Raw genomic sequence first — 26,999 nt, 5'->3', positions numbered from 1 at the left:
ATTATTTAGTCTACGTCTTTGTTTAAGAATCTGTTTTCTCTTACCTGCATGGATCCGTTGTTATCAGACAGATAGGTATTGATGTTCTGATCTGATGCATTGGTTCCGTCTATGGCAATATTCTTTCTTTTGAAAGCCGGTACAGATTCGAATTCGCTGGTGCTGTCGAAGCTCTGATAGCGGGAATTGAACTCTTTCAGTTTATTTCTTCTCTCCAGAATTCTGTCCTGATCTACAGCTTTATTCACAAACGTGAATTCAGATTCAGTGGATTTCGGAGCTTCAATTTCTGTTTTTTCTTCAAAAGCAGGTTTTGTTTCAGCTTTCGGCTCTTCCTGTTTGGTCTGGAAGATGGCTTCAACAGCCTGAACCGGAATTTCAGTTACGGCACTTACTGGTGCTGTAAATTCTGCCTTTGGCTGCCCGAAATCTGTCTTAGGCTCATTGGAAGAAGGCTGATTGTTAACAAAGAAGCTGAACTCAATAGGTTTTTCTTCTGAGAAAGCGCTGGATGCCGGTGTAGAAGGAGCTTCGTCTTTTCTGGCATCGAAGTCAAATTTAAAAGACTCAATTTCCAGGTCATTAGGATCTTCTGCTTCTTCGTCATAAGAGAATAGGCTGTAAGATTCCTCTGCAGATTCTTCTTCGTTTCTCCAGCTGTTAACAGGGCTGTTTTGTGTATCTTCCTCTTTATCAAAGAATTTTACTTCCTTTTTGATCTCTTCTTCCTCAATAATCATTTTTTTTTCAGAAGACTTCATTCCGAACTGTGGAACATCACTGTCCTCGTCATCCAGTCTGAAGGTATGTTTTCCTCCGAAATCATGAGTGGTTTCATGAGTTTCTCTTTCTTCCCTTGTTTTGAAAGGGGATGCTTTTGGAGCCTCCATGCTGTCATTAAGACTGATTCTGATCTTTTCAGTAGGACCTGCAAACTTTTTGCTGTCATTTGAAAAACCTGTAGCAATTACAAGAACGCTTACAGAATCTCCAAGTTCCTCATCCGCACCTACCCCGAAGATGATATCAGCGGTATTTCCGGCTTCTTTCTGGATATGGTCCATAATTACCCCAATCTCGTCCATGGTCACTTCTTCCGCACCACTTCTGATCAACAGAAGGACGTTTTTAGCACCGGTGATCTTATTGTCATTCAACAACGGAGAATCAAGGGCCTTTTTAACGGCTTCTTCGGCTTTGTTTTCCCCGGAAGCGATCCCTGTAGACATCAGTGCAGTTCCGGAGTTCTGAAGAACAGATTTAGCATCTCTGAAGTCAATGTTTACATCAAAGTAACCGGTAATAACTTCTGCCATTCCTTTTGCGGCATTGGTTAACACTTCATCGGCTTTTGAGAATCCCTGTTTGAATCCAAGGTTTCCGAACTGCTGTCTTAATTTATCATTATTGATCACAATCAGTGAATCAACATTATTTCTTAATTTTTCAAGACCGTTTTCTGCCTGCTCAAGTCTTCTTTTTCCTTCAAAGCTGAAAGGAACGGTAACGATACCTACCGTAAGAATTCCCATGTCTTTGGCTACTTTTGCGATCACCGGAGCTGCTCCGGTTCCCGTACCACCACCCATTCCGGCAGTGATGAATACCATTTTGGTATTCTGACCCATAGCGGCCTTGATTTCTTCGATGCTTTCAATGGCAGATTTTTCCCCTACTTCAGGATCTGCTCCTGCACCAAGCCCTTCTGTAATCGTAGTACCAAGCTGCACTTTATTGGCAACAGGATTATTGTCGAGAGTTTGGGCATCGGTATTACAGATCACGAAATCGACTCCGTAAATACCTTTTTCGTACATGTGTTTCAGGGCATTGTTTCCACCGCCCCCTACACCGATAACTTTTATAATGGATGAATTTCCTTTTGGCAAATCAAATGAAAATCCTTGTGTACCTATATTTTCCATAACTATGCTTTTTATAATTGATGAATGATAATTGATGAATGATACCTGATGTGTGATAAATGGTATTTATCAATAATCAATCATCTTTTATCATTTATGCTTTATTCTACTTCTTCAAAGAATTTTTTAACTTTTTCCATCAGCGACTGCCCGAACGTGAGCTTCGCTCTTCTGTTTTCCTGCTGCTCACTCACAGCGGCCTGCTCCTGAACCACCGCTGCCGGCTGTATGGGCTGAGCTGTTTCTGCCTGTGTTACAGTAGCTTCCGTTTTGGCTGGCTGCTCTTCTACAACCGGTTCTGCTTCTGCTCCCTGCTTTTTGTCGCGGATCTTTAAACTCTCCATCAGTAAACCGATTGAAGTAGCAAATTCCGGGCCTTTCAGGTACTGGTTTTTATCGTTGGCTATATATTCGTTGGCAAAACCGATTCTGCTGTCAAAACCAGTGGTATAATTGGCCAGCTGGCGAAGATGCTTCAGATTGGATCCACCACCCGTAAGGACAATTCCTGCGATCAGTTTTTTCTTTTGCTCGAATGCGCCGTAGGCTTTAAGTTCTGTATTCACCATTTCCAGGATTTCTTCTACTCTGGCATTAATGATCTGAGCCAAAGTTTTAAGTGAAATTTCCTTATCCGGTCTTCCGTGAAGGCCAGGAATGGTTACGAATGTACTGTCTTTTTCCAGTTCAGGAACGGCAGAACCAAATTTTACTTTCAGCTGTTCTGCATGTTTTTCTATGATGGAACAACCTTCTTTGATATCTTCCGTAATAATACCTCCTCCGTAAGGAATGACGCAGGTATGACGAATGATGTTATCTTTGAAGATGGCAATGTCTGTGGTACCGCCTCCGATATCTACAATAGCAACACCTGCTTCTTTTTCTTCTTTGGTAAGCACCGCTTCTGAAGAAGCCAGAGGTTCCAGGGTAAGGGCCTCCATTTCAAGACCGGCTTCTCTTACACATCTTGCGATGTTTCTGATGCTGCCCATCTGGCCTACTACCACGTGGAAATTGGCTTCCAGGCGTTTTCCGTGCATTCCTACCGGCTCCTGAATTTCACCCTCGGAATCCACTTTGTATTCCTGTGGAAGAACGTGGATGATTTCTTCTCCGGGAAGCATCACCAGTTTTTTTACCTGGTCTTTCAGGGCTTCGATGTCATCATCTGTGATAAATTTATCCGGATGCTCACGCATGATATAGTCGGAATGCTGCAGGGAACGGATATGTTTTCCCGCGATACCTACCGTAACTTTACGGATAGGAACTCCTGCGCTGGATTGTGCTTCTGAAACGGCGGCCTTGATTGAATTAATGGTCTGTGAAATATTATTCACAATTCCTTTATGAACTCCAAGACTTTTGGCCTTTCCAACCCCGAGAACTTCTATTTTCCCGTGTGCATTCCTCCTTCCGACAATCGCGACAATCTTTGTTGTCCCGATGTCCAGACCTACTGAATACTCTTGATTTTCCATTTTATGTCGATTTGATTTTTTTTCTTTTTATCCATTGATAGGATTTTATCCTATCTTTTATTAAATCGTCCCTTCGGGACTCTTTCTGCTATTCTATTTTCACTTTTGCCCTGGGCTTTGCGGCTGTGGGCTTTTTCGTTTCCTTTGGTTTGGCTGCTGCCCTGGGTTTAGGCTTTTCCTTCGCTTTTGCGGGTGGGGTTTTTGCTTTCTTGGTGTCAGCCATTTTAGGCAGTATTTCCGGTTTCTTTGCTGCTGCCAGGACCGGAGTTTTTGCCAGTTCTTTATTTCCTGCTTTCAGAATACTGTCGTTTTCTTTGAAATAAGGATTTAAAGTGGTTACAATCTGGTTCTGGTATTTTACGGAAACCATACTGTATTTTTGAGGGTCCTGGAACACCAGATACTTTTCTACAAAGGTTTTGAGGCCTTTAACTTTAAATTCTATATTATCCAGATCTCCTATTTCTACTTTATAATTTCCATCACTTGTAAGGAGATTATAACTGTCTTTGCTTTTTGAAATTCCAATAAAGAATTTTTTACTGAAATCATCTTTATCAATTTTCTTGACCAGCTCGGCTAGTTTCTCGTATTCGTCAGGCTTTACATTTCCTGTTACGAGCATGCATGGATGGGAATAAGTTTTTGAAATAGGAAACTCGGTTCCTTTTTCGTCTACATAGAAGTCTCTTCCATCTTTATTTAATCTGAATGCAGGCACTCTTTGCTTGATGTCCAGATACAGCTTTCCGTTGAGGTTTAAGTAGACATTGGCACTATCTACAGCCGGAAGGGCATTAATTTTCTTTTCGAGCACCGGAATATTCAGGTCCCCAACCTTTCCTGAAGGGTTTTCTTTTTTTACAATTTCCCGGATATCTTTTTCATCAATGAAGTATACGGGTGTTTTTTCATTCATTTTTACAGAAATCTTATTGTCCGTGATCTTCTGGCCGCTGAATCTCTTCAATGAGAAACTCAGCAGTAATCCAAGGATGATCACTGTGACAGCAATTTTTAATATTCTGTATTTATTTTTCATATTTTTTGTACAATGTAAAAAGTACAATGTACTATTGTATTTTAACTAGTTATTCTCTTAAATGATTTCTGTACTTAGTACTTTTTACATTTTACTTTGTACAGAAGAACTTATCCATTCACAAACAGGGTCATACAGGGTGTCAATGTTTCCTGCACCTACTGTGAGGAGGATATCAAAATCTTTTTCTTTTATTTTTTCGAAAGCACCGGACAGGTCCGATCTTTCTTTTTTATCTAAGTCTACTTTTTCCAGCAGCCAGCCGGAGGTTATTCCTTCAAAATTTTCCTGAAGTTCTCTTGCAGGATAGATGTCCAGAAGAATCAGTTCGTCTGCTTTGCTCAGGCTTTCTGCAAATCCGTCAGCGAAGTCTCTTGTTCTGCTGAAAAGATGGGGCTGGAAAACTACCAATAGTTTTTTATCGGGATAAAAGGTTTTGATGGAGCTTACCACTGCATTAATTTCAGTCGGGTGGTGGGCATAATCATCAATATAAATTTTACCGTTCGGATAAATATGTTTGGTATATCTTCTTTTAATTCCTTTAAAATTGGCAATTGCTTTTTTCAGGGTTTCAAAATCTACTCCTAAATTGTGAAGAATCGCCAAAGCTGCCGTAGCATTTTCCACATTATGAATTCCCGGAATTTCCCAAACAAAATCTTTTATGGTTTCGAATGGGGTGTGGAAATCAAAGTAGATCTTATCATGATCCATGCGGAGATTATCGGAATAATAATCTGCTGTTTCATTCACCGCATATGTTTTGTGAGCCCGTCCGATTTCCAGTCCTTTTCTTACAAAAAGCTGTTTGTCATCAGGAACGAGTGCAGCAAACTGCTTGAAACCTTCTTCAATATGGCTTTTATCACCGTAAATATCCAAATGGTCTGCATCGGTAGAGGTTACCACAGCCCAGTCCGGAGAAAGGTTCAGGAAGCTTCTGTCATACTCATCGGCTTCCACCACTGAATATTTTGTCCCGTTATACAGGAAGTTTGATCTGAAATTCTCAGAAATACCTCCTAAAAAGCATGAGAATGGAAGGTTGGCTTCTTTACAAAGGTGTGAAACCAATGTAGAGGTTGTTGTTTTTCCATGGGTTCCGGCTATGGCGATACAGGCTGTATTTTCAGTGATCAGGCCTAAAACTTTTGCACGTTTTAAAACTTCAAACTGATTGTTATTGAAATAATCCAGGATTCCCAGTGTTTTGATCGCTGGCGTATAGATCACCAATGTATCTTCTTTTTGAAGCCCGGTAATCCTCCTGTCAATATGATCTTCGAAAACAATATCAATTCCTTCTTTCATTAACTGTTCGGTAAGCTTGGTGTTGGTTTTGTCATAGCCCAGCACTTTCTTACCGGAAGCATTGAAATAGCGTGCCAAAGCACTCATTCCGATACCTCCGATTCCTACGAAGTAATAATTCTGATATGTTTCTAAAATATTCATTTATTTGTATTAATGTATTATGTACAATGTATTTATGTACTTTTTACAGTTTTAAATATCTCATCTACAATTTCTTTTGCGGCGTTTGGCTTGGCAAAATATTCCAGATTCTGAGACATTTCATTTCTTACATTTTCACTGCTGCAGATTTCTTCCAGGGTGTTCCAGAATTTTTCCTGCATTTCAGAGTCTTTTACCATTCTGGCTGCATTTTTTTCAACCAGATTCATGGCATTTTTGGTCTGATGGTCTTCCGCTGCAAACGGGAAGGGCACCAGGAGAACCGGTTTTCTGGCAACTGCCAGCTCTGAAATGGCAATGGCACCTGCTCTTGAAACAATAATATCAGCCGCAGAGTAGGCCAGTTCCATATCCTTGATGAATTCCTTTAACTGAACCTGAACTCCGAGATCTGAGATCCGGGATTCATTGCTCAGTTCTTTATAATCCAGCTTTCCGGTCTGCCAGATCAGTTGATACCCTTTTTCTTTTAGCTTTTCAAGGTTATCTTTCCATCCGTTATTTAATGTTCTTGAACCTAAAGAGCCACCAACAGATAGAATGGTCAGCTTGTCTTTGTTCAGTCCCATTTTTTCTTTGGCCTGACCGGTTTCCTGCATTCCTGTGATGATATTTTCACGGATAGGATTTCCCAGGAATTTTATTTTGTCGGCAGGGAAGCCTTCCACTTTCGGATAAGCCGTAAATACAGCTTTGGCTTTCTTACTTAATATTTTATTGGTTACCCCGGCGTGGGCATTCTGCTCCTGGATGAAAATTGGGATCCCAAGTCTGTTGGCTTCATACAAAGCCGGCCCGCTTGCAAAACCTCCGGTACCCACTGCAAAATCCGGTGCGAAGTTTTTAATCAGCTTCTTTGATCTTGATAAGCTTTTCAGGATTTTAAAAGGAAGTCCTAAATTGGATAATATATTTCCCCTGTCGATTCCGGCGATATCTATTCCTTCAATCATATAACCAGCCTGCGGAACTTTTTCCATTTCCATTTTTCCGTTGGCTCCGATGAACAAAAACTCTGCATCAGGAAATCTTTTTCTGATTTCATCTGCAATGGCAATGGCCGGAAAGATGTGTCCTCCTGTTCCGCCGCCTGATAATACTACTTTTAATTTTTTGTTCATTTCGTCTATACGTTTGATATCTTTTTTCATTTTAGATAGGATTTTATCCTACCCTTTGTTAAATCGTCCCGTTGGGACTCTTTGGTTTATGCGATATCGTTAATTTCTGCTACACTTTGTTTTTTGCCCATTCCTTCTTCATCATATATCTGTATCCTTGAGCTTATATTTAAAATTATTCCAAGCTGGAGGTAGGTAACCAGCATGGAGGTTCCTCCATAGCTTATCAGTGGCAGCGGCTGTCCTGTAACCGGGATGAGGTTGACGGCAACGGCGATATTCACTGAGAGCTGTACAAAAATCATTACCCCGAGGCTGAGCACGAGCAAAGACCCGAAAAAGGCGGGCATTTTGCTGGCGATCATCACAATCCTTATGATCATTATGAGATAAAGACTGATAAGGAAGGCTGCCCCAATTAATCCGTATTCTTCTACAATAACTGCAAAAATAAAGTCGGAGGCGGACTGGGGAAGCATTTGCTTCAGTGCGCTTTTTCCCGGTCCCATTCCTGTAACACTGCCGTGTACGATGGCTGCTGTGGCCTGCATGACCTGATAATTTTTGGCTTTTACGCTTTCATCATCTACGTCGGCTGTTTTTGCCTTGCTGGATGTAAAGGTTTCTATACGGCTCATCCAGGTGTGTACACGGTTTCCTCCAATGAGGTTGGTGTTAAGTGCTATAATCAGAAACAAGACAATAGCAACCACTGATGAGGAAATAAACCCTGCAATATACTTCCAGTGAAGCTGACCTATAATGAGGACAATTACTGAGACCATCAGGATCATCAAGGCTGTGGACCCGTTATCTTTGGCAACCAGTACAAAAACCAGCAGGATAGGGCCGAAGATGTACATTACGTTCTCAATGGGAAGCCTTTCTCTGGTTATCTTTTTGGTGAGATACCTGCAGAGATAGATGATGAGCATCAGGAAGGCAAATGATGACGGCTGGAATGAAATGGGCGTTCCAGGGATTTTCAGCCATCTGGAAGCACTGGCTCCATCGATGGTCTGACCTGTAAACATGGTGACTACGAGAAGGACAATCATTAAGCCGAGCAGAATGCTGCTGAGCTTTCCGATGTATTCGTATTTTATCATTCCCACCACTCTCATGATCACAAGACCAAGAACCACAAAGAACATATGTTTGATCACGTGACCGGTAGTGGTCCCGTTATTAACGATATATTCCAGATTTGAACTTGCAGAATATACCGGGAAGATAGAGAAAATGGAGATCACAAGGATGACCATCCAAAGTACTTTATCGCCCTTTAGCAATTCAATTCTGTTTTCTGTGTTCTGTTCGTCCATATTGTTTCTGTATTCCTGTAAAAAGTAAAATGTATAGTGTACAATATACTTTTTACATCCGACATTTTACTTTTTCTACATTTACTTTAATACCTGTTCTTTAAACTGTCTTCCCCTATCTTCATAGCTTTTGAAAAGGTCAAAGCTTGCGCAGCATGGGGAAAGCAGCACGGTATCTCCGCTTTTGGCCAGTGACTTTGATATTTTCACGGCTTCTTCCATGCTTGAAGTATCGTAGATGAATTCTTTTTTGTCTTTAAAGAAGTCTATGATCTTCGTATTGTCAATTCCAAGGCAGACAATGGCTTTTACTTTTCTTTTAACGAGCTCCTCAATTTCTGAGTAATCGTTTCCTTTATCTAATCCTCCTACGATCCAGACCGTTGGAGTTTTCATGCTTTCCAGAGCGTAATAAGTGGCATTTACATTCGTTGCCTTACTGTCGTTGATGTATTTTACCCCATCGGTTTCTGTAACAAATTCCAGTCTGTGTTCCACCGCCTGGAAGGTCATCAGGGAATTTCTGATGCTTTCGTTGTTGATTTCCAATATCTTACCGGCTATTGAAGCGGCTAAGCTATTGGCTACGTTATGGTTTCCGAGAAGGGAAAGCTTATCAATTTTCATTGAAAACCCGTCCTTCATTTTTACTACGATCTCATCATCGCTGATAAAACCTCCTTCGGATAATTTTTCTTTGGTGGAAAAAGGAATCATTTTCGCCTTTATTTCCAGTTTCTCCAAAATATTTTTACTCATTTCATCATCTTTGTTATAGATGAAGAAATTGTCATTTTCCTGATTTTCTGCAATTCTGAATTTAGCCAGAGCATATTCTTCATAATTGTAGTTATACTGATCCAGGTGATCCTGTGACAGGTTCAGCAGTAAGGAAATATAAGGCCTGAAATTCTGGATATCATCCAATTGGAAAGAGCTTACTTCCAGCACATAATATTCATGGTTTTCGTCAGCAACCTGTTTTGCAAAGCTGTAACCGATATTTCCGCCTAATCCTACATTCAGTCCGTCATTTTTCAGGATATAATAGATCAGGGAAGTGGTGGTGGTTTTTCCGTTGCTTCCTGTAATTGCAATGATCTTGGCATCCGTAAATTCTGAAGCGAATTCAATTTCAGAGGAAAGTCTTATTCCCTTTTCATGAATTTTGTTTACGATCTCTGCTTTTTTCGGTATTCCCGGGCTTTTTACAATCCAGTCGGCATTTAATATTTTTTCTTCGTTGTGGTTTCCTTCTTCAAATTCAATTTCATTTTCGGCTAAAAACTGCTTATAGTTATCCTTAATAGCTCCTTTGTCTGAAAGAAAAACCTCCAGACCTTGTTTTTTCGCTAAATAAGCAGCTCCGCATCCGCTCTCTCCACCTCCTAAAACAACTATTTTCATATTTATTCTTTTGTAAAATGTAGTATGTAAAATGTATTAATGTAATTTGGTTTTGTATTAATACATCATACTTTACACAAAATTTTTATCTCATTTTTAATGTGATCAGGCATACAATAGCCAGTATTACACCGATGATGATCATCCTGTTTACGATTTTGCTTTCGTGAAAACCTCCTTTCTGATAATGATGGTGTAATGGTGACATTCTGAAAAACCTGTTATTCTGGGCATATTCCAGACCGTATTTTCTTTTCCTGTATTTGAAGACTACTACCTGAAGCATAACTGATATGTTTTCAATCAGGAAGATTCCGCATAAAACAGGAATCAGCAACTCTTTTCTTAATATAATGGCTAAAACGGCAATCACCCCCCCCAGCATTAAACTTCCGGTATCGCCCATGAAAACCTGTGCAGGATAGGTATTGTACCAGAAAAATCCGATTACGGCCCCTACCATGGCTACGGCAAAAATGGTGGTTTCTCCCATATTGGGCAGGAACATGATATTGAGGTAGTCCGCAAAGATGATGTTCCCGGAAAGGTAGGCAAACAGGGCCAGGGTAAGCAGTATGACTGCGCTGGTTCCCGCGGCGAGTCCATCAATTCCGTCCGTGATATTGGCTCCGTTGGATACGGCTGTTACGATAAAAATAACGATCGGAATAAAGACAATCCATGCCCATTCGTGGGCATCTTTATCATTCATCCAGAATAAAATTCCGCTGTAGTCGAACTCGTTGTTTTTAGCAAACGGAACGGTGGAAACAGTGATCTTCTCGGTAGGCATAAAATTCTGCTCTACATTGTTTCTGTTCACCACTTTGGCATCGGCATATTTTCTTTTCACTGTAATATCGGGATGGAAATACATTGTAATTCCGACAATTAGCCCTAATCCAACCTGACCAACAATTTTAAATTTTCCGCTCAGTCCGTCTTTATTTTTTTTGACTTTCTTCAAATAATCATCTACAAAACCTATAGCACCCATCCATAACATTGAAACCAGCAAAAGCACAATATAGACGTTGGTAATGCGAGTAAAAAGCAGGACAGGAATGATGGTTGCGATAATAATAATCAACCCTCCCATGGTAGGGGTTCCTTCTTTCTGCTTCTGCCCGTCTAATCCAAGGTCACGCACCAGCTCACCCATCTGTCTTGTGCGAAGATAGTTGATGATCCTCTTACCATAGACCAGGGCGATCACAAGAGAAAACAGCACGGCAATACCGGCACGGAAAGAAATGTATTTCAGCATTCCCAATCCCGGTATATGGATTCCCTGACTGGTTAGATATTCGTATAGATAGTATAGCATGTCTTTTTTTAATTTAAAAATTTAATTTATTTAAAGATTTAAAGATGGGGTTTCTCCATATTTTCACTTAAATACTTAATAAAGTTTGAAATATTAGAAGAAACTTCACGTGAAAGATTAATGATTTCTTCTGCTTTATTTTCGTCTCCCAATTTTAATCTTTTACTTACAATCATCATACTTCTAACTTCGGCACAACTGCCTTTTGCAATTTTTAAATATTTAATAAATTGTCTGTTATTATTATATTCAGAGCCTTCTGCAATATTGTTGGGTATTGAAAATCCGGCTCTTTTTATTTGGTTATTGAATTCAAATTCTTTTTCTAGGTTTTCGCTTCCAATAAACTGATATATTTTTTCAATAAGATCTAAACTCTTGACATAAACAGGGAAATTTTCAAAATTTTTAGTCATCATCAAATTTTTAAATCTTTAAATAATTCAATCTTTCAATCTAAATCACTTACTCATTAACTTCCAAAGTTCATTGATCGTTTCTTTGTCGTCAAAATGGTGTTTTACGCCATTAATGTCCTGGTAGGTTTCGTGGCCTTTTCCGGCAACCAACACTATATCTTTGGGTTCTGCGAACCTGATTGCCATTTTTATTGCCTCTTTTCTGTCCGGAATTGAAGTGTATTTGCTGAAGTTCTGAGGTTCAACACCTGCTTCAATATCTTTAATGATCTGCGCCGGATCTTCCGTTCTCGGATTATCTGAAGTGATGATTGCCAGTGTGGATTTTTTAGTGGCAATATTCCCCATTTCAGGTCTTTTGGAGTGATCCCTGTCTCCTCCGCATCCAAAAACAGTGATGAGTCTTTCATTCTTCGTTCTGATGTCATTGATGCTGTCCAGGATGTTTTCCAAAGCGTCCGGAGTGTGTGCATAATCCACGATGAAGAAAATTCCACCGTCTGATTTGAATGTCTCGAACCTTCCGGAAACTCTTTTCAGTTTGCTGATGGCCTGCAAGATTTCATCCTGCTCAAAGCCCAGTTCCGCAGCAATTCCAAACACCAGCAAAAGATTGTAAACATTGAATCTTCCCGTTAATGTGGTCCAGAATTCTTTTCCATTGAAATTCAGCAGCATTCCGTTAAAATCAATTTCTAGGGATTTTCCATGATAGTCCGCCATAGTTTTCAGGGCATAAGACTTTTTTGCTGCCTTTGTATTCTGAAGCATTACCATTCCGTTTTTATCATCCACATTGGTGATGGCAACGGCGGTATCTTCTAACTCATCGAAGAATCTTTTCTTCGTTTTCAGGTATTCATCAAATGTTTTATGATAATCCAGATGATCGTGGGTAAGATTGGTAAAGCCTGCCACTTTAAAATGGAGACCTTCAATCCTGTTTTGGGCAATTCCATGGGAACTTACTTCCATAAAGGCAAATTCACAGCCCTCCTCAACCGCCTGAGCCAGGATTTTATTAATGGTAATAACATCCGGAGTGGTATGAGTGGCCGGAATAATTTTCTCCCCGATACGGATTTCTACTGTGGAAAGCAATGCAGAATCATAGCCCAGATTTTTGAAGACATCAAAAAGAAGGGTAGACACAGAGGTTTTTCCGTTGGTTCCCGTAACTCCAATTAATTTAAGTTTTTGGGAAGGATTTCCGTAAAAATTAGAAGCAAGATGTCCCAATGCTTTGGATGAATCTTTTACCCTGATGTAGGTTACATTGTCATTCAAAGTTTCAGGGAACTCTTCGCACACCACCGCTTTTGCACCTTTTTCAACAGATGATGCAATGTATGAATGTCCGTCTGCAACGGTTCCTCTCACTGCTACATAGAGTGAGTTTTCCGTGATCTTCCTGCTATCCAATACCAATTCTGAAATCTCACGGGTATCATCACCATGAATTTCTAAAATTGGGATCCTTTTTAATAATTCTGTTATTATCATTTTTTATCAATCGATAATTGATAGGATTTTATCCTATCCTTTGTTAAATCGTCCCTTCGGGACTGGTTTTTCTTATTTTAATTTTGCAGAGACAAATATATTCTCTGGTTTTTGCTGATCGAGGTGCCTTCCAGTGGAAATTGTTCTTTGATCCTGCCTACGCCTTTGTAGTCTACCCGGTAACCAAGGTTTTCCAGTTGAGGAATTATATTTTTACCGATAAGTCCTACTACATTAGGCATTTGTTTATTATTGACAACTATTTTTACATTAGGTTCAACCATTTTGCTAAGGTTCACCTTTCTGTCTACCAGCATTTCTTTTTCTATGTTCTGTGGCGTTTTAAGGAATGTTTTTCCTGCAATCTCTTTAAACACCGGAGCTGAAACGGATCCTCCGTAAAAGCCTTTTGCAGTATTCGGTTCGCTGATCATGACGTAACAGGTGTACTTGGGATGATCTGCGGGATAGAATCCGGCAAATGAGGCGCGGTATTTCATAGGTCCCGGAAGCCAGTACTCAAACCTTGCAGTTCCTGTTTTTCCGGCCATTTTCAGGTTGGGTGTGAAGATGCTTCGTCCGGTTCCTTTTTCTACGGCCTTGGTCAGGGCGCTGGTCATCATCTTAATGGCTTTTTCTGAAGCCATTTTATTCACCATAACCTCAGGTTTTGCGCTGTACATTACTTTTCCGTCTTTCATGATCTTGTCGATGAAGAGCGGTTTAAGCATTTTGCCACCGTTGGCAACCCCGTTATAAAAGGTAGTCAACTGTAAAAGGTTGATATTTGATGAATATCCGTAAGAAATGGAGGCCAGTGTTGCGGCATTCCATCTTTTATTTTGTGGCGTTACGATCTTCGGTTTTGTGATACCCGGAAGCTCGATATCCATTTTATCAAATAATTTCCATCTTTTCAGGTGGTCCAGGAATATTTGCGGCTTGTCTGCATAATATTTTGTGATCAGTTTTGCCGTTCCCACGTTACTTGACTTCGCCAGAACATCACTGATGTCGTAGGTTCCTCCGCCATGGCCGTCTGATATTCTCTGTTTTGCATAGGTCCATACGCCTCCTCCTACATCTACCGTTGTATTTTCATCAATGAAACCATCGTCCATGGCAGCCAGAAGAGAAATGGTTTTGAAGGTAGACCCGGGCTCAATATTATCCTTTAAAGCATAGTTGTAGGAATCTTCATACTCTCCGTCATCTGTTCTTCTCAGATTCACCAGTGCTCTAACTTTTCCGGTTTCGGTTTCCATTACGATCACGGTTCCGTGTTTAGCTTCAAAAGTGATCAGCTGCTTTTCTAACGCAGAGTGGGCAATATCCTGGATTCTAAGGTCTAAGGTGGTGTAGACATCTTCTCCGTCTACCGGTTCTTTTACTTTCCAGTAATCGATGGGCTTCCACTGGGATGAGTTGATTCTTTGCTCCAGTCTTTTCCCGTCTGTTCCTGTAAGGTGTTTTGAAAAAGCACCTTCAAGTCCGGCTTTCACTTCTCCATTGTCTACACCAATTGTTCCGGAGCCAATCTCTGAAGTGGCAAGCTCACGCTTATAATTCCGGTCTACGATAAAACCTCCTTTGTTTTTACCTTTTTTGAAGATCGGGAAGTTTCTGATTCTGTCGTATTGGTCAAAATCAAGGCCTTTCACTAAGGTGTAGTACTGATTTTTCTTTTTCTTCTGCTGGTCAAATTTCTGTCTGAATTCTCCTCTTGATTTTCCGAACATTTTGCTTAAAGAATCCGTCAAAGCCCCGATATTGTTGCTGTAGATGGTATCCTTCATGGTTTTAAAATCAAGGTAGATATCATAGCGCATCACGGTTGTGGCAAGAATGGAGCCGTCTGATGCAAACAGGTTTCCGCGGGCCGCTTTCAACGTAGCTTCACGGTAGTTTTTATTAATGTAATCGTCCTTAATTTCCTGAACGTTAGTGTTCTGCAGGATTACAATCCGGGTAAGAAACATCACAAATACGCACAGAGCTCCCACTGCGAAGAGGTAGCCCCACCTTAACGTTTTTTTACGTTTGTTATCGTATTCATTTTGTTTTTGCATCTGTACTGTCTAGTTTTATCAGTAGTTTATGAGGATGGTTTTCCAGGGTCATCAATGAGTCCCTTGCTACTTCCTTCCCCAGTTCGGATTCCATTTTTACTTTGATCAGCTTACTCTGGGCGTAAGCGTTTCTTGATTTATATTCTTCTGTTTCTTCTTTTAAAGCGTTGACAATTTTAATTTTCTTATTGACGAGGTGATTGCTGTAAATCATCGCCATCATCAGAACAAACAACAGTAAAAAATACTTGTAATGAGTTTTGATCTCATCACGGTTCAGAAAGTTTCCTTTTATAATGTCTATAAAAGTGAGCTTCTTCTGAGGGCGGTTTGTTGTTCTTTTTGCCAAAATCTTTTATGTCAGTTTGCTTTGCAGTGAATTTACTTCGTTTGTCAATTGTCAGTTTTTATAAACTTCATATTCACAATTGATTACTCACCATTCACTTTCACACCTTTATTCCTGTTCTCATTTTTGCACTCCTTGCTCTGGAGTTTTCTTCAATTTCCTTATCATCCGGAATAATGGCTTTGCTCTTAAGCAGTTCAAATACCTTTTTATAGTTTCCGTAGATATCTCTTTCCTGCTCTCCTTCAAACATTCCGTTTTTAAGGAATCTCTTTACCAGACGGTCTTCCAATGAATGATAGGAGATCACAACCAGTCTTCCTTCGGGTTTTAACACCTGCAGTGCCTGAACCAGCATTTCTTTCAGGGCTTCCAGTTCCTGATTCACTTCTATCCTTATCGCCTGGAAAAGCTGTGCATAAAACTTATTTACCTTGTGAGGGGGAAGGTAGCTGAAAAGCTTCTTCAGATCCTCGGTAGTGTTGATAGGCTTTGCTTTTCTGTGGTGAACGATGTCTCTTGCCAGTTTTCTTGCTTCTCTCAGTTCACCGTAGTGATAAAAAATATCTGCCAGTTCGGTTTCCTCATATTCATTGATCACTCTTTTGGCATCAAGGTTCTGCATCACGTTCATCCTCATGTCCAGAGGCGCATTATTTCTTGTGGAAAAACCTCTTTCTGCTTCGTCAAACTGGTGGGATGATACCCCAAGGTCTGCCAAAACACCGTCAACCTGTGAAATCCCATACATCAGCATAGAATTTTCCAGAAACCTGAAATTCTGATTCACCAGGGTAAATCTGGGATCATCAATGGTATTTTTAAGAGCATCTAAGTCCTGGTCAAAACTGAAAAGTTTTCCTTTCTCAGAAAGCCTGCTCAGGATTTCCCTTGAGTGGCCCCCTCCTCCAAAAGTGCAGTCCACGTAAATTCCGTCAGGATTCGTCACCAAATCATCAACGCTCTGCTTCAATAAAACGGGGTTGTGGTACATACTTAATTGTGTTTTTTACCTTGCTTTTTACAGCAATAGTGGTTTATTCCTCATCAAAAGCGCCCATTACATCTTCGGCAAGGCTCGCAAAATCAGCTTCGTTGGTAGAAATCACCTTTTCATAGGCTTCTTTATCCCAAATTTCAAAAAGCTCTCCTGCGCTGGTAATCACGGTGTCTTTCTGAAGGTTTGCAAAATGCACCAGGTCTTTTGAGATCTGAAGCCTTCCTGCATTGTCCAGTTCCACCGTTTTTACACCTGCCGTAAACATCCGGATGAAATCAGCATTCTTTTTAATGAATCTGTTTAGCTTATTTATTTTGCCCATCAGTTTGTCCCATGCGTTCATGGGATAGACTTCGAGGCAGGGTTGGAACACAGATCTCTTGACTACAAACGCCTTATCGTCGAAGTTTTCCATCTGTTTGATCAGGGAGGAGGGAACTTTTAACCGGCCTTTGTCGTCAATTTTACACTCATATGTTCCAATGAAACTTTTCATTTGGGACAAATTTATATAATAATTTCCAAAATTTCCCACTTTTTCCCACTTTTTGACTTAATGTTAATAAGTTTTATCAAAGATTGAATTTCGGCAAGGTAATTGTCTGATATGTTGCTGGTTGTGAAAACTGTTATTTAGCCCATAACAAAGAGGTTTTCAAAAAAATGAAGAAAAAGGAGGTGATTATATTATTTTTACTTTAAATTAGGGTAATCAAAATTTTTTTGAGGTTTAATTTGTATTTTTGCAAAGCTTTATTAAGGCATTTTATGATATTTAGTACAAAAAAAGAAAAGAAATATACTTTTGTAGAGGCGGGAGAAGGACATCCATTGGTGCTGTTGCACGGGTTAATGGGTGGTTTGAGTAATTTCGATAAGATGGTAGATTTTTTTTCGGAAAAAGGGTTCAGGGTATATGTTCCCCAGCTGCCGATCTATGATCTGCCGGTACTCAATACGAATCTGACCACACTTGCAAAATATATTATCAAATTTATAGAGAGTCATATCTCCGGACCGGTTACCATTGTTGGAAACTCCATGGGAGGCCATGTGGGACTTATCCTGACTCTGGCAAGACCGGATCTGGTAAAAAATCTTGTTTTAACAGGGAGTTCCGGATTATATGAAAGGACTTTCGGAGACAGTTTCCCGAGAAAGAATGACCGTTCCTATATCAGAAAGAAGACGGAAGAGGTTTTCTACGACCCGGCTGTTGCCACGGAAGATCTGGTAGACGAAGTTTTTTCTGTAGTGAATGACCGGATGAAAGGGATCAAGACCGTGATGCTGGCAAGAAGTGCCATTAAACACAATATGCTGAACGATCTTCCCAAGATCATGACGCCAACTTGCCTGATCTGGGGAAAACAGGATAACGTAACCCCTCCGGAAGTGGCTGAGGATATGCACAAGTTTATCCCGAATTCAGAATTGTTCTGGATAGATCAATGCGGACATGCCGCGATGATGGAAAAACCGGATGAGTTCAATGAAATTCTCTACGGCTGGTTAAAAGATAAAGTTTAAAACAAATAATAAATATAATAAACCATTAAGAGCTTTTCTTAATGGTTTGTTTTTCTAAAAATAGTCAAAATGGTTATTAAAACAGCAAATTTTGTAAAGAGTAGCGGAAAATGGCAGGACTGCCCGGAACCTACGATTCCTGAATATGCTTTTATTGGAAGGTCAAACGTTGGAAAATCCTCATTGATCAATGCAATGATGAATCATAAGGACCTGGCCAAAACTTCCGGAACGCCGGGAAAGACCCAGCTGATCAATCATTTTTTAGTGAATGAAGACTGGTACCTGACGGATTTACCGGGTTACGGATATGCAAAAGTTTCAAAATCGATCAGAAAAGATTTTGAGAAGCTGATCACGAATTATATCCTGAACAGAAAAAATCTTGTAAATCTTTTTGTACTGGTAGATTCCAGACATACACCACAAAAGATTGATCTGGAGTTTATCCAGTGGTGTGGGGAAAGCGGGGTTCCTTTTTCTATTGTTTTTACGAAAGTAGACAAGCTGAAACCTAATATTGCCATTAAGAATGTGGAGCATTACAAGACTGAGCTGCACAAAACGTGGGAAGATCTGCCGGAATTATATGTTACTTCGGCGGAAAAGAAAATCGGTGGGGAAGAAATCCTGGCCTTTATACAAAAGACCAACGAATTTTTAAAGAATAATAACGTAAGTTTCGATGAGTAATATAATCTGGAAAATAAAAACATTCGATGAGTTTACGGTTCCTGAGCTGTACGCAGTTTTAAAAGCACGTATTGATGTTTTTGTGATTGAACAGAACTGTCCGTATCCTGACCTCGATAACTACGATCAGAAAGGTGTTCATATCTGGGCTGAGGAAGATGGGGAAATTCTTGCGTACTGCCGTGTTTTTGATAAGGGAATCAAATATGATGAAACTTCGTTCGGAAGGGTTCTTACCACAGAGAAAGCGAGGGGAAAAAGTTTAGGGAAACAGCTGATCCGTTATGCTGTGGAAACCATAGAAAACCGTTTCCATACTTCGGAGATCAAAATCTCCGCACAGGATTATTTATTAAAATTTTATGCTGAGTTCGGCTTTATCGATACCGGAAACAAATACCTTGAGGATGATATTCCGCATACGGAAATGATAAGAAAATAGAAAAAGCGAAGAGAGGTCTTCGCTTTTTTTATGGTGAATGGTTTTAGTTTTTGATATCTTTATAGTAAACAAATCCTTCCGTTCCTGTTTTCTTAATTTTTACCTTAATCCAATCATTGTGTTCTTCAATTTTTATCAGTTTTGAACCTTGTTTAATTTTTTCTATAACAGGAAATTCAATACCAGGTCCTTTACGAATATTTACAATTCTTGTTTTTGCATAGTATACAACAGAGGTAGGAGAGCTATAAATAGTTCGCGGAGAGGTTGGAGTTGAGGCTGATCGGGTTGTGTTTCTGGTTTTTGAAGATTTTTTTTCTTTACGGTTATTATTTCTGGAACGGCTTGTATAAATAGTTTTTCTTGAAGAACTACTACTGCAAACTCCACATGTTCCACCTGAGCCGCAGTGTCCGCATCTTGAACAATTTGAACATGCTGTACAGTTGGCTGATCCGGTACATCTTCCTTCATGTATTATATTATCATTCGCCTTAAAACAAGAGTTCAATGAGAATAAACTTAATATGATGGTGATAATTAATATTGGTTTCATGATTGTGGGTTTTATACATTATATTTTAAGTCAAACTTATTTTGAGCCATAAAAACGAAGACAAAGAAATCTATGAACGCAATAAAAGCAGGAACAAGAGTCCAACAGAAAATAAGATAAAACATCCCCATAAGAGTCTGCCCCAAATAAAACCTATGTATTCCTAAGCCTCCAAGGAATAAAGAAAGTATTGCTGCGGTATTTTTTTCTTTTCGGCTTTTTATTAAGGCAGGAACGTTTTGAGACTGTCTGGATTTTAGTTTGATTATTTCATCTGTTGACATTGCCGTTAATTGTGCAATAGAATTGACGATATTGACAATATGCTGATTCGCGTGTGTAACTTCATGAGATTCATTGAACGTTCCTACTTTTCTCCTGATTTCCACGGTGATTTCCGTTTTGTTCTCCGATATGGAATTCAGGTTGATATCAATATAAACACCTAAGCTCAGAAATTCATATGATTCATAAGTATATTGGTTGAAAATTTCATTTGAACTGTGGAACTTATATTTTGGACTTAATAAAGTAATATTTTTTACACTTTCTTTCACTCTATCAAGTGATATGTCAACATTCAATGTTTTCTTTGGATTTGGGATTGCAAATACAGCCATATTAATAGTTTTCTAATGTTTTAAGGAGCTGGTCTTTGAAACTGTATATTTCATCAAGGCTTGTCAACAGCATTTTTTCACCGGCATCTTTTCCGTTGTGAAACATTTCAATGTATTTATTAGCTGTGTTGAAATGAAACCTGCAAAGCGGCTTTCTATTGTTATCATCGAGTAAAACTCCAAAATAAGATAAGGTATCCCGGTAAGCAATTCTATTAGATGGGACTTTTTCCCTCAGAATAGCTTTTGCGATTTGGAATGCTTCCAGCTCTTCTTCTGTAGTGACAATACCCGATTCATTATTATGATCAACTGGCGTTGTTTTTACAGGCTCGTCCTGTTTTTCAATTTGTTCATTAATGCTTAATGCAGATTTTAATCTGAAACTGATGGATTCATTGATAGAAGTTGTCAGAGCCTTTTTTGTATACTCTTTAAAAGAAATCATTCTGCTTGCAGTTAAAGATTTGTCAAAAAAGCGACTAACCAGGAGCTTAACGATTTCATCAGAAGGATTTTCTATTTCTTTTTCAAATTCTTTTCTAATAGCTCTTATGTATTTTAAGGCTTCAGCGGAATCCAGAATACTTTCCAGATTGTAATCATTCTTAGTAAAACTTTCCAGTATTTTAATGGAACTGTCTTTCAGATCTTCAATATTGATGGTGAAAAATGGTTTCTCATCCATGATATTAGGTTTTTCAAGATCTGTGTAAAAATTGTAGACAATCCCGTTCGTTAAAATGCCAAATCTTGACTTTGAAACATGATAATATCTGTGGAGTTGCGAATTGTGGGCATCTGCACTTTCTTTCCAGTGTTTACATTCGATAATTAAGATGGGATCATCATTTTTCCGGATTACATAATCTACTTTTTCTCCTTTCTTAGTACCAATATCACAAATATGCTCAGGAATAACTTCTGTTGGGTTAAAAATATCGTAGCCCAGAATTTGTATAAAAGGAAGTACGAAAGCATTTTTTGTGGCTTCTTCAGTGTTAATCTGATCTTTTAGACCGACGACTTTCTGATGCAATTGCTCTAGTTTAATTTTGAGATCCATTTTTAGTTTTTAAGTGTTTCGTCAGTAATTTCAGCAGTAGGAGAATTACTTTTTACGGAGGCAATTCCTTTTTCCATGGATTCCCTGGAACTATAAAGCTGGCTTACCCCTATAATTTCTCCGTTTCCAGCTTTAAGAACAAAGTAATCTTTCTTATCTGTTGATAATCTTCTATCATACTTGAGATCATCCTGGGAATTAACCCTGACTGATTCTATTCCTTTATGACAGGAAGCTTTTTGAGTATAACCTTCACTGGTTAATATATTTTCCCCATTTCCTCCTATAAGATTGAACTGGAATTCCTGATCTTTTCTTTTAGTAATAATAAATTTTCCCATATACTTACTTAGCTTGTATGGCATTCATTAGAACATGTTTTACAGCCGTTTGACTTAGAATAAGTTTTCTTAGCTTCTTTTACAGCGTCTTTACAGGAAGAATATTCTCCAAGATATTTTCTGTTGGGAGAATCCGGAAGATACTGGCAATCTTCATGATGAACTTCATGATCCCCATTACTTTGAGCCTTCATGTTTACGTAATACTTTTTCATATTATTTATTTTTTTATTAAACACTTCAAAATTATAACACTTTAATAATCAATAATTACGGTTATCCGTAAAAACAAAAAAACCTTTCGCTATTGGAAAGGTTTTGAATTGAGATGGAGTGAAATTTTAAATAATTCCCCAATCTTTACAGAGAGCAATCAGCTGCTCATTATTACTTAGACCTAAAGATTCTTTCATATTGTTCAGGCATTTCTCTACACTGCTAAGGCTCGCGGGTTTGATGTTATTTTCTTTTAAGTAATCAGGAATATTTTTCTGAAGCATTCCTTTGGAAAGCAGAGTAATAAGGATTTTATCAAATTTTGTAAAATCATATGAATTTTTATTCTTTATAGAATCCTTAACATTAGAGGAAATGTATTTCTCATGATTGTAGATCGCTTTAATTGCCCGTTTCAATTCCTTCATGTCTTCTCTTCCTTTAGATACAAAACCGTTGATATTTTGTTTTTTAAAAAGATTATCTACGATTTCGGGTCTGTTTTCTATAGAGAATACGATTGTTTTAATGAAGGCGCCTTCATTTTTAATGGCTTCTATCAGGTCTCTCCCATTGGTTAACTTCTGCTCTCTGTAATCGGTGTCAAATGAAAGGTCTGTAATCAGTAAATCATAAGGGTCGCTCTCCCGGATGCTTTTTTTTATTTTCATTAATGCATCATCACAATAATGCACATTATCTACATTTTCAATTTTTAATTCTTCTAGTACTTTTTGGACAGAAGAGTTGTAACTCTCGAAATCTTCGGCTATCAGTATTTTTTTAAACATAATATTAATTTTTAACTGGAAATGAAAGCGTTATTTTCAATCCTCTTTCTGCTTTCGTGTCAAAATTAATAGTTCCACCCACAGAATTTATACGGTTATCCGTATTTTGCAAGCCATTCTTTGGTAATAAAGTGTGCATACCTATCCCATTATCAGAATATATAATAGTAATAAAATTGTTTTCCCGTTCAAAATTGATAAGTACTCGGTCTGCATTACTGTGTTTTTTCATATTGGTCATCAATTCCTGAATAATATAGAATAATTCAACTTTAGTATTATCCGGAACATCATCCCATAAAGATTCATCATTTCCTATGATAGGGATCTTAATATTCTCTGAAGCATAAGATTTAATCATTTCTGAGAGCTGTTTTGAAAAATTCGCCTCCAATATGTTATCTTTATCTTCATACGAAATATCCCGGGAAATTTTATAAATTCCTTCAAGCTTATCTAATATGGTTTCTTTATCCATGTCCGGGGTGTTCTCCACTTCAGACATTACGTGGTATACTTTATTAGCTACTTTATCATGAACTTTTTTAGACATCTTTAGTTGAGTGTTTTTGACCTCGATCTCTTTCCTTTTTTTATACCAAAGCGATACAATTATAGTAACCAAAACCACTATGCCAAGAGCAAGAGATAATACCATAATACGCTTTTCATTACGAACAATATCAGTTTTTAATTTTTCATTTCCGAATCTTATAAGAGCAAACTGATTTTTAGAATTGTTTCGTGCAGCGTGGAGACTATCTGTGAGAAAACTGTATGTGTGAAAATTTTCAGAATGATTTTCAGGATCAAGCCTTATTAACTTATTTAAAGCCTCAATCCTGTCATCCGGACTTTTGTTCTGCGTTGCAATTTTATACATTTCCCCAGCATAGGAAAGGGCTTTCGTTTTATCTTTTATGATGTAATAATCAGCAATCGTTGCCAGACTTGAATTAATTCCAATATTATCTTTATAATGTTTTCTTATTTTCCAGGCTTGCAATAATTCGGGAATAGGGTTGTAGTTATTGTTTTCAATAAACTTTGTTTTGGCCAGGTTATTTAATGCGCGTGCATAATCTATACTATCTGTAGTCTGAAGTGCTCGTTGGAAGAAAATCTTAGCTGATTTAATATCATGTTGTTCTAAATAACTGTCGCCAATATTATTATAAAAGCTTAGAGAATCTACTTTATTATCTGAAATGGAAATGGCCCGATTGTAATACTCAATGGCATCTTTAAAGTTTTTAAGGTTTTTAGAGGCAATTGCAATAGAATTGTAATTGGGAGATGCAATGCTTTTAGAAATGCTGTCATTTTTGTTTTGTAATAGTTTTTCAGCTTCTATAGAGCTTGTAATACTTGCATGATAATCGCCTTTGTCATTTTCTATGATAGCAAGATTGGTAAGGGCACGGGCTGCTTCTACTTTATCATTGATGCTTAATAATCCTTCCTTGGCCTTTGCATAGTAAACATATGAAGAATCTATACTTCCGGAGATTCTTAGTTTTTTGGCTTTATCTAGATTTTCATAACTACTTTTTTCAAGTAGCTTTTGGGACTCATCTTTACAACTTATTAGGGTAAGAGCTAATAAGGTGATCAGTTTAATTTTTTTCAAGGTTTTTCTTTCTAAGATACAAAAAAGAGGGCAATGATTTCCATTGCCCTCCGATCTAGTAATTTATGGATTTGTTCCCGGATCTGATAAAGGTGGTTTTTGTCCGGTATTGCCTCCGGTGTCGTCTCCACTTCCTTCTGATCCCTCTCCCGGAGTGGTCTGTGTGGTTGGTTCTGTTCCGGTATTATTACTCGTTGATGCAGTTGTATTGTTATTTGAAAATGCTAAACCTAGTAGCATTAAGATTAATTGTAACATTTCTTAAAAATTTAAAAATTGACGATGTTTTTCTTCCTCTCGTGATTTTTTCACGAGCTGTACACATTTTTGAAAAAGAAGCGCTTCTTTAAATTTTTGGGAAGTGTGATGATCTAAAGTAAAAATTGAAATTTGCTTCCCAGATCAGATATTAATCCTCACTTTATCACATCATTATGAAATCTGTTTTGTACATTTGCCCTGATAGCTATTCAGAGTTGTTTCTGATTTCTGTAGCAAAGATAGATTTGCAAAATGCTGATGCATAGGAAGATTCCGAGGATTCCAATGATTCTTTAGGAATTCCGGTTGTTCGGATAAAATTCCGGCAATTCCGGATTAATTAATATTAGATTTGTTTGGGAAATGTTTACTAATTATGTACTTAGGGTAAGAGAAACCTATCAATTGAAAAAAGAGAAAGGCGAACTTTCTCTTCATCTAACAGAACCTACTCCTTCCAGGTTGAAGAGTGAATGTATCATTGTATATTCAGAAAGGTTCAAGGAAAAAGATACTAAAGCACTAAGGCTTTTTTTCCAGACTAAGGAAGATACTACAGACTATTCTTCAAGTATTAGAAACATTGATACAGATAAATTCAAGCCTCTTTGTAACTTTTTAAAAGGAAGAACTTCTGACACAGATGCTAAAAATATTGAATTATTATCCTGGCTTATTGATTTTGAACCCCGTCCTTATGATCACAAAAATAGATATGATGATCTGTCTGGCTTTGCTGTGGAAGAACCGAATAAGAAGGAAGACATAGAGGAAGCAGATGATTCAAAAGAAATCGGACCTTTATCAGAACCAACTGGGCTGGAAGCTCGAGAAATTGAATCTACAGGTGATTATGAAGAGAACAATGTTAATGATGAATCTGAAACAGAATCATTGTATAAGGAAGCAGGTTTTGCTAACTCAGATTCCAAGAATTCCGGAGATTCTAAAGATTCCGAAAAAATTAATAAAAGCCAATTTGTTGATAGTGAACAGTATGGATCGGGTGATGAGATTAGAGAAGGTATAGATGAAAATAATCAGGGAGTGGTTGAGCAACCGCCTCCGCCGCGTGAATCTAAGTCAAAAAAGATTTTAATTACAAGTGCTGTTGGTGCTTTAGTTTTGTTTGGAGGGTATTTTTTTCTTAGTAAGAAATCTGATGTTGAAAGTACAAAAGTTGAAAATACAAACCAGAAACAGGAAGAGGATATAGACAGTTCAGAAATTCAAGGAGATATAAAAATAGTACCAAAGGATACATTTTTAAGTAGGACTTCAATAGAACGAGAGAATAGAAGAGATATAGGAGAACCTATAACAAAGATGGCTGATGTTCCTGAAGCGAAGTGTATGTATTGGAACGAGGATCACTATGAGAAAGTTTTTTGTAATGATGAAAATATAATAGGAAAACCGATTCCAATTAATAAGGACCTTGTTGAGAATTTCAGAAAAATTACTTTTCCGGATACCATTACGCTTAAGTCTGAAGGTAAAATCTGGTACTCCAAATCGGACGGAAAATTTGAATATTTTACAAGGCCAGGAATGCATCCTGTTAATAATAAGCCACTGAGAAAACTTTCAGATTACATCATTAAAACACACATATTAAAAAATTAAAAACAATCTAGATAGTTTGACTGGATATAATGAGATCTAATAAACAATATAAAAAAGTTCGCCCATAATTGTGAGACGAACTTTATATTTTTATGCTTCATTCAGCATTCCCAGTTCCCCAAAATGTTTTTTAAACTTCTGGATCTTTGGGCCTACTACCGCACTACAGTAAGGCTGAGTAGGATTTTCATTATAATAGCCCTGATGGTGCTGTTCTGCAGGCCAGAACTTCTCAAATTGGGTGAGTTCCGTCACATATTTTCCGGGCCATTTTCCTGAGGCTTCAGATTTTTTAAGGGCTTCTTCTGCCTTTTGTTTTTCCGCTTCATCTTTGTAATAAATAACAGAACGGTATTGCGTTCCGATATCGTTCCCCTGTCTGTTAAGCTGGGTAGGGTCGTGAAGGAAGAAAAAAACATCCATCAGCTGGGCATAAGAAATGATCTGAGGATCAAATGTGATCTGTACCACTTCTGCATGCCCGGTTTCTCCTGTACATACTTCCTCGTAAGTGGGATTATCTTTGTGTCCGCCGGAATATCCTGAAACGGCAGACTGTACACCTTTAAGCATATTGAAACAGCTTTCCACGCACCAGAAACATCCGCCGCCAAATGTGACCTGTTCTAAAGTATTATTATCCATTATTCTTGATATTTAGTTGATGATTTTACTGGTTCAGTTAATGCCCAAAACGGTAAAAATCAATCAAAAATAAGGAAAAGTTTTTCATTGGCTGAATGAAAAGAAATGATTTAAAGCATAGTTAAAATAAAT

General features: G+C 38.2%; 27 protein-coding genes. 4 read left to right on the top strand and 23 right to left on the bottom strand.

Annotated elements, in window-relative coordinates:
• Nucleotides 1-5: 5 nt before the first annotated feature.
• The 14 genes from ftsZ to mraZ all read right to left on the bottom strand — a co-directional run bounded on the left by ftsZ (nt 6) and on the right by mraZ (nt 16,946).
• Nucleotides 6-1,925, bottom strand: coding sequence for a cell division protein FtsZ (ftsZ, locus tag B7E04_RS02925; protein WP_080777299.1), 1,920 nt, complete (start codon nt 1,923-1,925; stop codon nt 6-8).
• 101 nt (nt 1,926-2,026) lie between these two features.
• A complete protein-coding gene (gene ftsA / locus B7E04_RS02920) occupies nt 2,027-3,409 on the bottom strand; it encodes a cell division protein FtsA (RefSeq protein ID WP_080777298.1) in 1,383 nt (460 codons plus the stop codon).
• 88 nt (nt 3,410-3,497) lie between these two features.
• On the bottom strand, nt 3,498-4,451 hold the full coding sequence (locus tag B7E04_RS02915) for a cell division protein FtsQ/DivIB (RefSeq protein ID WP_139785322.1): 954 nt from the start codon (nt 4,449-4,451) through the stop codon (nt 3,498-3,500).
• 84 nt (nt 4,452-4,535) lie between these two features.
• Nucleotides 4,536-5,909: a UDP-N-acetylmuramate--L-alanine ligase gene (gene murC, locus B7E04_RS02910; RefSeq protein ID WP_080777297.1), complete on the bottom strand. Its 1,374-nt coding sequence runs from the start codon at nt 5,907-5,909 to the stop codon at nt 4,536-4,538.
• 32 nt (nt 5,910-5,941) lie between these two features.
• Nucleotides 5,942-7,051 (bottom strand): undecaprenyldiphospho-muramoylpentapeptide beta-N-acetylglucosaminyltransferase, encoded by a 1,110-nt coding sequence (murG, locus tag B7E04_RS02905; RefSeq protein ID WP_394334766.1) that lies wholly within the window; start codon nt 7,049-7,051, stop codon nt 5,942-5,944.
• A gap of 86 nt (nt 7,052-7,137) precedes the next feature.
• A complete protein-coding gene (locus B7E04_RS02900; protein ID WP_080777295.1) occupies nt 7,138-8,376 on the bottom strand; it encodes an FtsW/RodA/SpoVE family cell cycle protein in 1,239 nt (412 codons plus the stop codon).
• An 81-nt stretch (nt 8,377-8,457) separates the two neighbouring features.
• Nucleotides 8,458-9,783 (bottom strand): UDP-N-acetylmuramoyl-L-alanine--D-glutamate ligase, encoded by a 1,326-nt coding sequence (gene murD, locus B7E04_RS02895; RefSeq protein ID WP_080777294.1) that lies wholly within the window; start codon nt 9,781-9,783, stop codon nt 8,458-8,460.
• A gap of 85 nt (nt 9,784-9,868) precedes the next feature.
• On the bottom strand, nt 9,869-11,110 hold the full coding sequence (gene mraY, locus B7E04_RS02890; RefSeq protein WP_080777293.1) for a phospho-N-acetylmuramoyl-pentapeptide-transferase: 1,242 nt from the start codon (nt 11,108-11,110) through the stop codon (nt 9,869-9,871).
• Nucleotides 11,111-11,148: 38 nt separating this feature from the next.
• Complete coding sequence (locus B7E04_RS02885) at nt 11,149-11,529, bottom strand: four helix bundle protein (RefSeq protein WP_228439799.1); 381 nt, start codon at nt 11,527-11,529, stop codon at nt 11,149-11,151.
• Between the two features lie 42 nt (nt 11,530-11,571).
• Nucleotides 11,572-13,032, bottom strand: coding sequence for a UDP-N-acetylmuramoyl-L-alanyl-D-glutamate--2,6-diaminopimelate ligase (locus tag B7E04_RS02880; protein WP_080777291.1), 1,461 nt, complete (start codon nt 13,030-13,032; stop codon nt 11,572-11,574).
• Between the two features lie 77 nt (nt 13,033-13,109).
• The gene (locus tag B7E04_RS02875) at nt 13,110-15,101 is read right to left on the bottom strand and encodes a penicillin-binding transpeptidase domain-containing protein (RefSeq protein WP_080777290.1); all 1,992 of its coding nucleotides are present in this window, start codon (nt 15,099-15,101) and stop codon (nt 13,110-13,112) included.
• Complete coding sequence (locus tag B7E04_RS02870) at nt 15,085-15,450, bottom strand: FtsL-like putative cell division protein (protein ID WP_062651909.1); 366 nt, start codon at nt 15,448-15,450, stop codon at nt 15,085-15,087. Before B7E04_RS02870 ends, B7E04_RS02875 begins: the two co-directional genes overlap by 17 nt.
• Before the next feature lie 100 nt (nt 15,451-15,550).
• Nucleotides 15,551-16,444, bottom strand: a complete 894-nt coding sequence (rsmH, locus tag B7E04_RS02865; protein WP_080777289.1) for a 16S rRNA (cytosine(1402)-N(4))-methyltransferase RsmH — start codon at nt 16,442-16,444, stop codon at nt 15,551-15,553.
• A 43-nt stretch (nt 16,445-16,487) separates the two neighbouring features.
• Nucleotides 16,488-16,946 carry a division/cell wall cluster transcriptional repressor MraZ gene (gene mraZ / locus B7E04_RS02860; protein WP_062651911.1) on the bottom strand — a complete coding sequence of 153 codons (459 nt, stop codon included), beginning with the start codon at nt 16,944-16,946 and terminating at the stop codon, nt 16,488-16,490.
• A 272-nt stretch (nt 16,947-17,218) separates the two neighbouring features.
• On the opposite strand from mraZ, the gene B7E04_RS02855 reads away from it, so the two are divergent.
• The 3 genes from B7E04_RS02855 to B7E04_RS02845 all read left to right on the top strand — a co-directional run bounded on the left by B7E04_RS02855 (nt 17,219) and on the right by B7E04_RS02845 (nt 19,115).
• Nucleotides 17,219-17,980, top strand: a complete 762-nt coding sequence (locus tag B7E04_RS02855; protein ID WP_080777288.1) for an alpha/beta fold hydrolase — start codon at nt 17,219-17,221, stop codon at nt 17,978-17,980.
• A 69-nt stretch (nt 17,981-18,049) separates the two neighbouring features.
• Nucleotides 18,050-18,673 (top strand): ribosome biogenesis GTP-binding protein YihA/YsxC, encoded by a 624-nt coding sequence (gene yihA, locus B7E04_RS02850; protein WP_080777287.1) that lies wholly within the window; start codon nt 18,050-18,052, stop codon nt 18,671-18,673.
• Entirely contained in the window at nt 18,666-19,115 is a 450-nt protein-coding gene (locus tag B7E04_RS02845) for a GNAT family N-acetyltransferase (RefSeq protein ID WP_080777286.1), read from the top strand. Before yihA ends, B7E04_RS02845 begins: the two co-directional genes overlap by 8 nt.
• A gap of 43 nt (nt 19,116-19,158) precedes the next feature.
• Here B7E04_RS02845 and B7E04_RS02840 read toward each other — a convergent pair whose 3' ends face one another.
• From B7E04_RS02840 to B7E04_RS21890, 8 genes are all read right to left on the bottom strand, one after another.
• Nucleotides 19,159-19,671: an SH3 domain-containing protein gene (locus tag B7E04_RS02840; protein ID WP_080777285.1), complete on the bottom strand. Its 513-nt coding sequence runs from the start codon at nt 19,669-19,671 to the stop codon at nt 19,159-19,161.
• An 11-nt stretch (nt 19,672-19,682) separates the two neighbouring features.
• Nucleotides 19,683-20,291 carry a TM2 domain-containing protein gene (locus B7E04_RS22335; RefSeq protein ID WP_228439797.1) on the bottom strand — a complete coding sequence of 203 codons (609 nt, stop codon included), beginning with the start codon at nt 20,289-20,291 and terminating at the stop codon, nt 19,683-19,685.
• A 1-nt stretch (nt 20,292) separates the two neighbouring features.
• A complete protein-coding gene (locus B7E04_RS02830) occupies nt 20,293-21,357 on the bottom strand; it encodes a type I restriction endonuclease (RefSeq protein ID WP_080777284.1) in 1,065 nt (354 codons plus the stop codon).
• A 2-nt stretch (nt 21,358-21,359) separates the two neighbouring features.
• A complete protein-coding gene (locus B7E04_RS02825; protein WP_080777283.1) occupies nt 21,360-21,698 on the bottom strand; it encodes a YegP family protein in 339 nt (112 codons plus the stop codon).
• Between the two features lie 8 nt (nt 21,699-21,706).
• On the bottom strand, nt 21,707-21,913 hold the full coding sequence (locus tag B7E04_RS02820; protein WP_080777282.1) for a hypothetical protein: 207 nt from the start codon (nt 21,911-21,913) through the stop codon (nt 21,707-21,709).
• 126 nt (nt 21,914-22,039) lie between these two features.
• On the bottom strand, nt 22,040-22,705 hold the full coding sequence (locus B7E04_RS02815) for a response regulator (RefSeq protein WP_080777281.1): 666 nt from the start codon (nt 22,703-22,705) through the stop codon (nt 22,040-22,042).
• Between the two features lie 4 nt (nt 22,706-22,709).
• Nucleotides 22,710-24,335, bottom strand: coding sequence for a tetratricopeptide repeat-containing sensor histidine kinase (locus tag B7E04_RS02810; RefSeq protein ID WP_139785321.1), 1,626 nt, complete (start codon nt 24,333-24,335; stop codon nt 22,710-22,712).
• Between the two features lie 63 nt (nt 24,336-24,398).
• Nucleotides 24,399-24,593 carry a hypothetical protein gene (locus tag B7E04_RS21890; RefSeq protein WP_139785320.1) on the bottom strand — a complete coding sequence of 65 codons (195 nt, stop codon included), beginning with the start codon at nt 24,591-24,593 and terminating at the stop codon, nt 24,399-24,401.
• Nucleotides 24,594-25,001: 408 nt separating this feature from the next.
• Between B7E04_RS21890 and B7E04_RS02805 the strand changes: the two genes are divergently transcribed.
• A complete protein-coding gene (locus B7E04_RS02805) occupies nt 25,002-26,222 on the top strand; it encodes a hypothetical protein (protein WP_139785319.1) in 1,221 nt (406 codons plus the stop codon).
• Between the two features lie 90 nt (nt 26,223-26,312).
• Here B7E04_RS02805 and msrA read toward each other — a convergent pair whose 3' ends face one another.
• The gene (gene msrA / locus B7E04_RS02800) at nt 26,313-26,867 is read right to left on the bottom strand and encodes a peptide-methionine (S)-S-oxide reductase MsrA (RefSeq protein ID WP_080777278.1); all 555 of its coding nucleotides are present in this window, start codon (nt 26,865-26,867) and stop codon (nt 26,313-26,315) included.
• Between the last annotated feature and the right edge of the window lie 132 nt (nt 26,868-26,999).

The sequence above is a fragment of the Chryseobacterium phocaeense genome, from assembly GCF_900169075.1.
Lineage (GTDB): Bacteria > Bacteroidota > Bacteroidia > Flavobacteriales > Weeksellaceae > Chryseobacterium > Chryseobacterium phocaeense.
The sequence above is the reverse complement of the archived record's forward strand: the minus strand, read 5'-3'. Positions and strand labels throughout refer to the sequence as shown.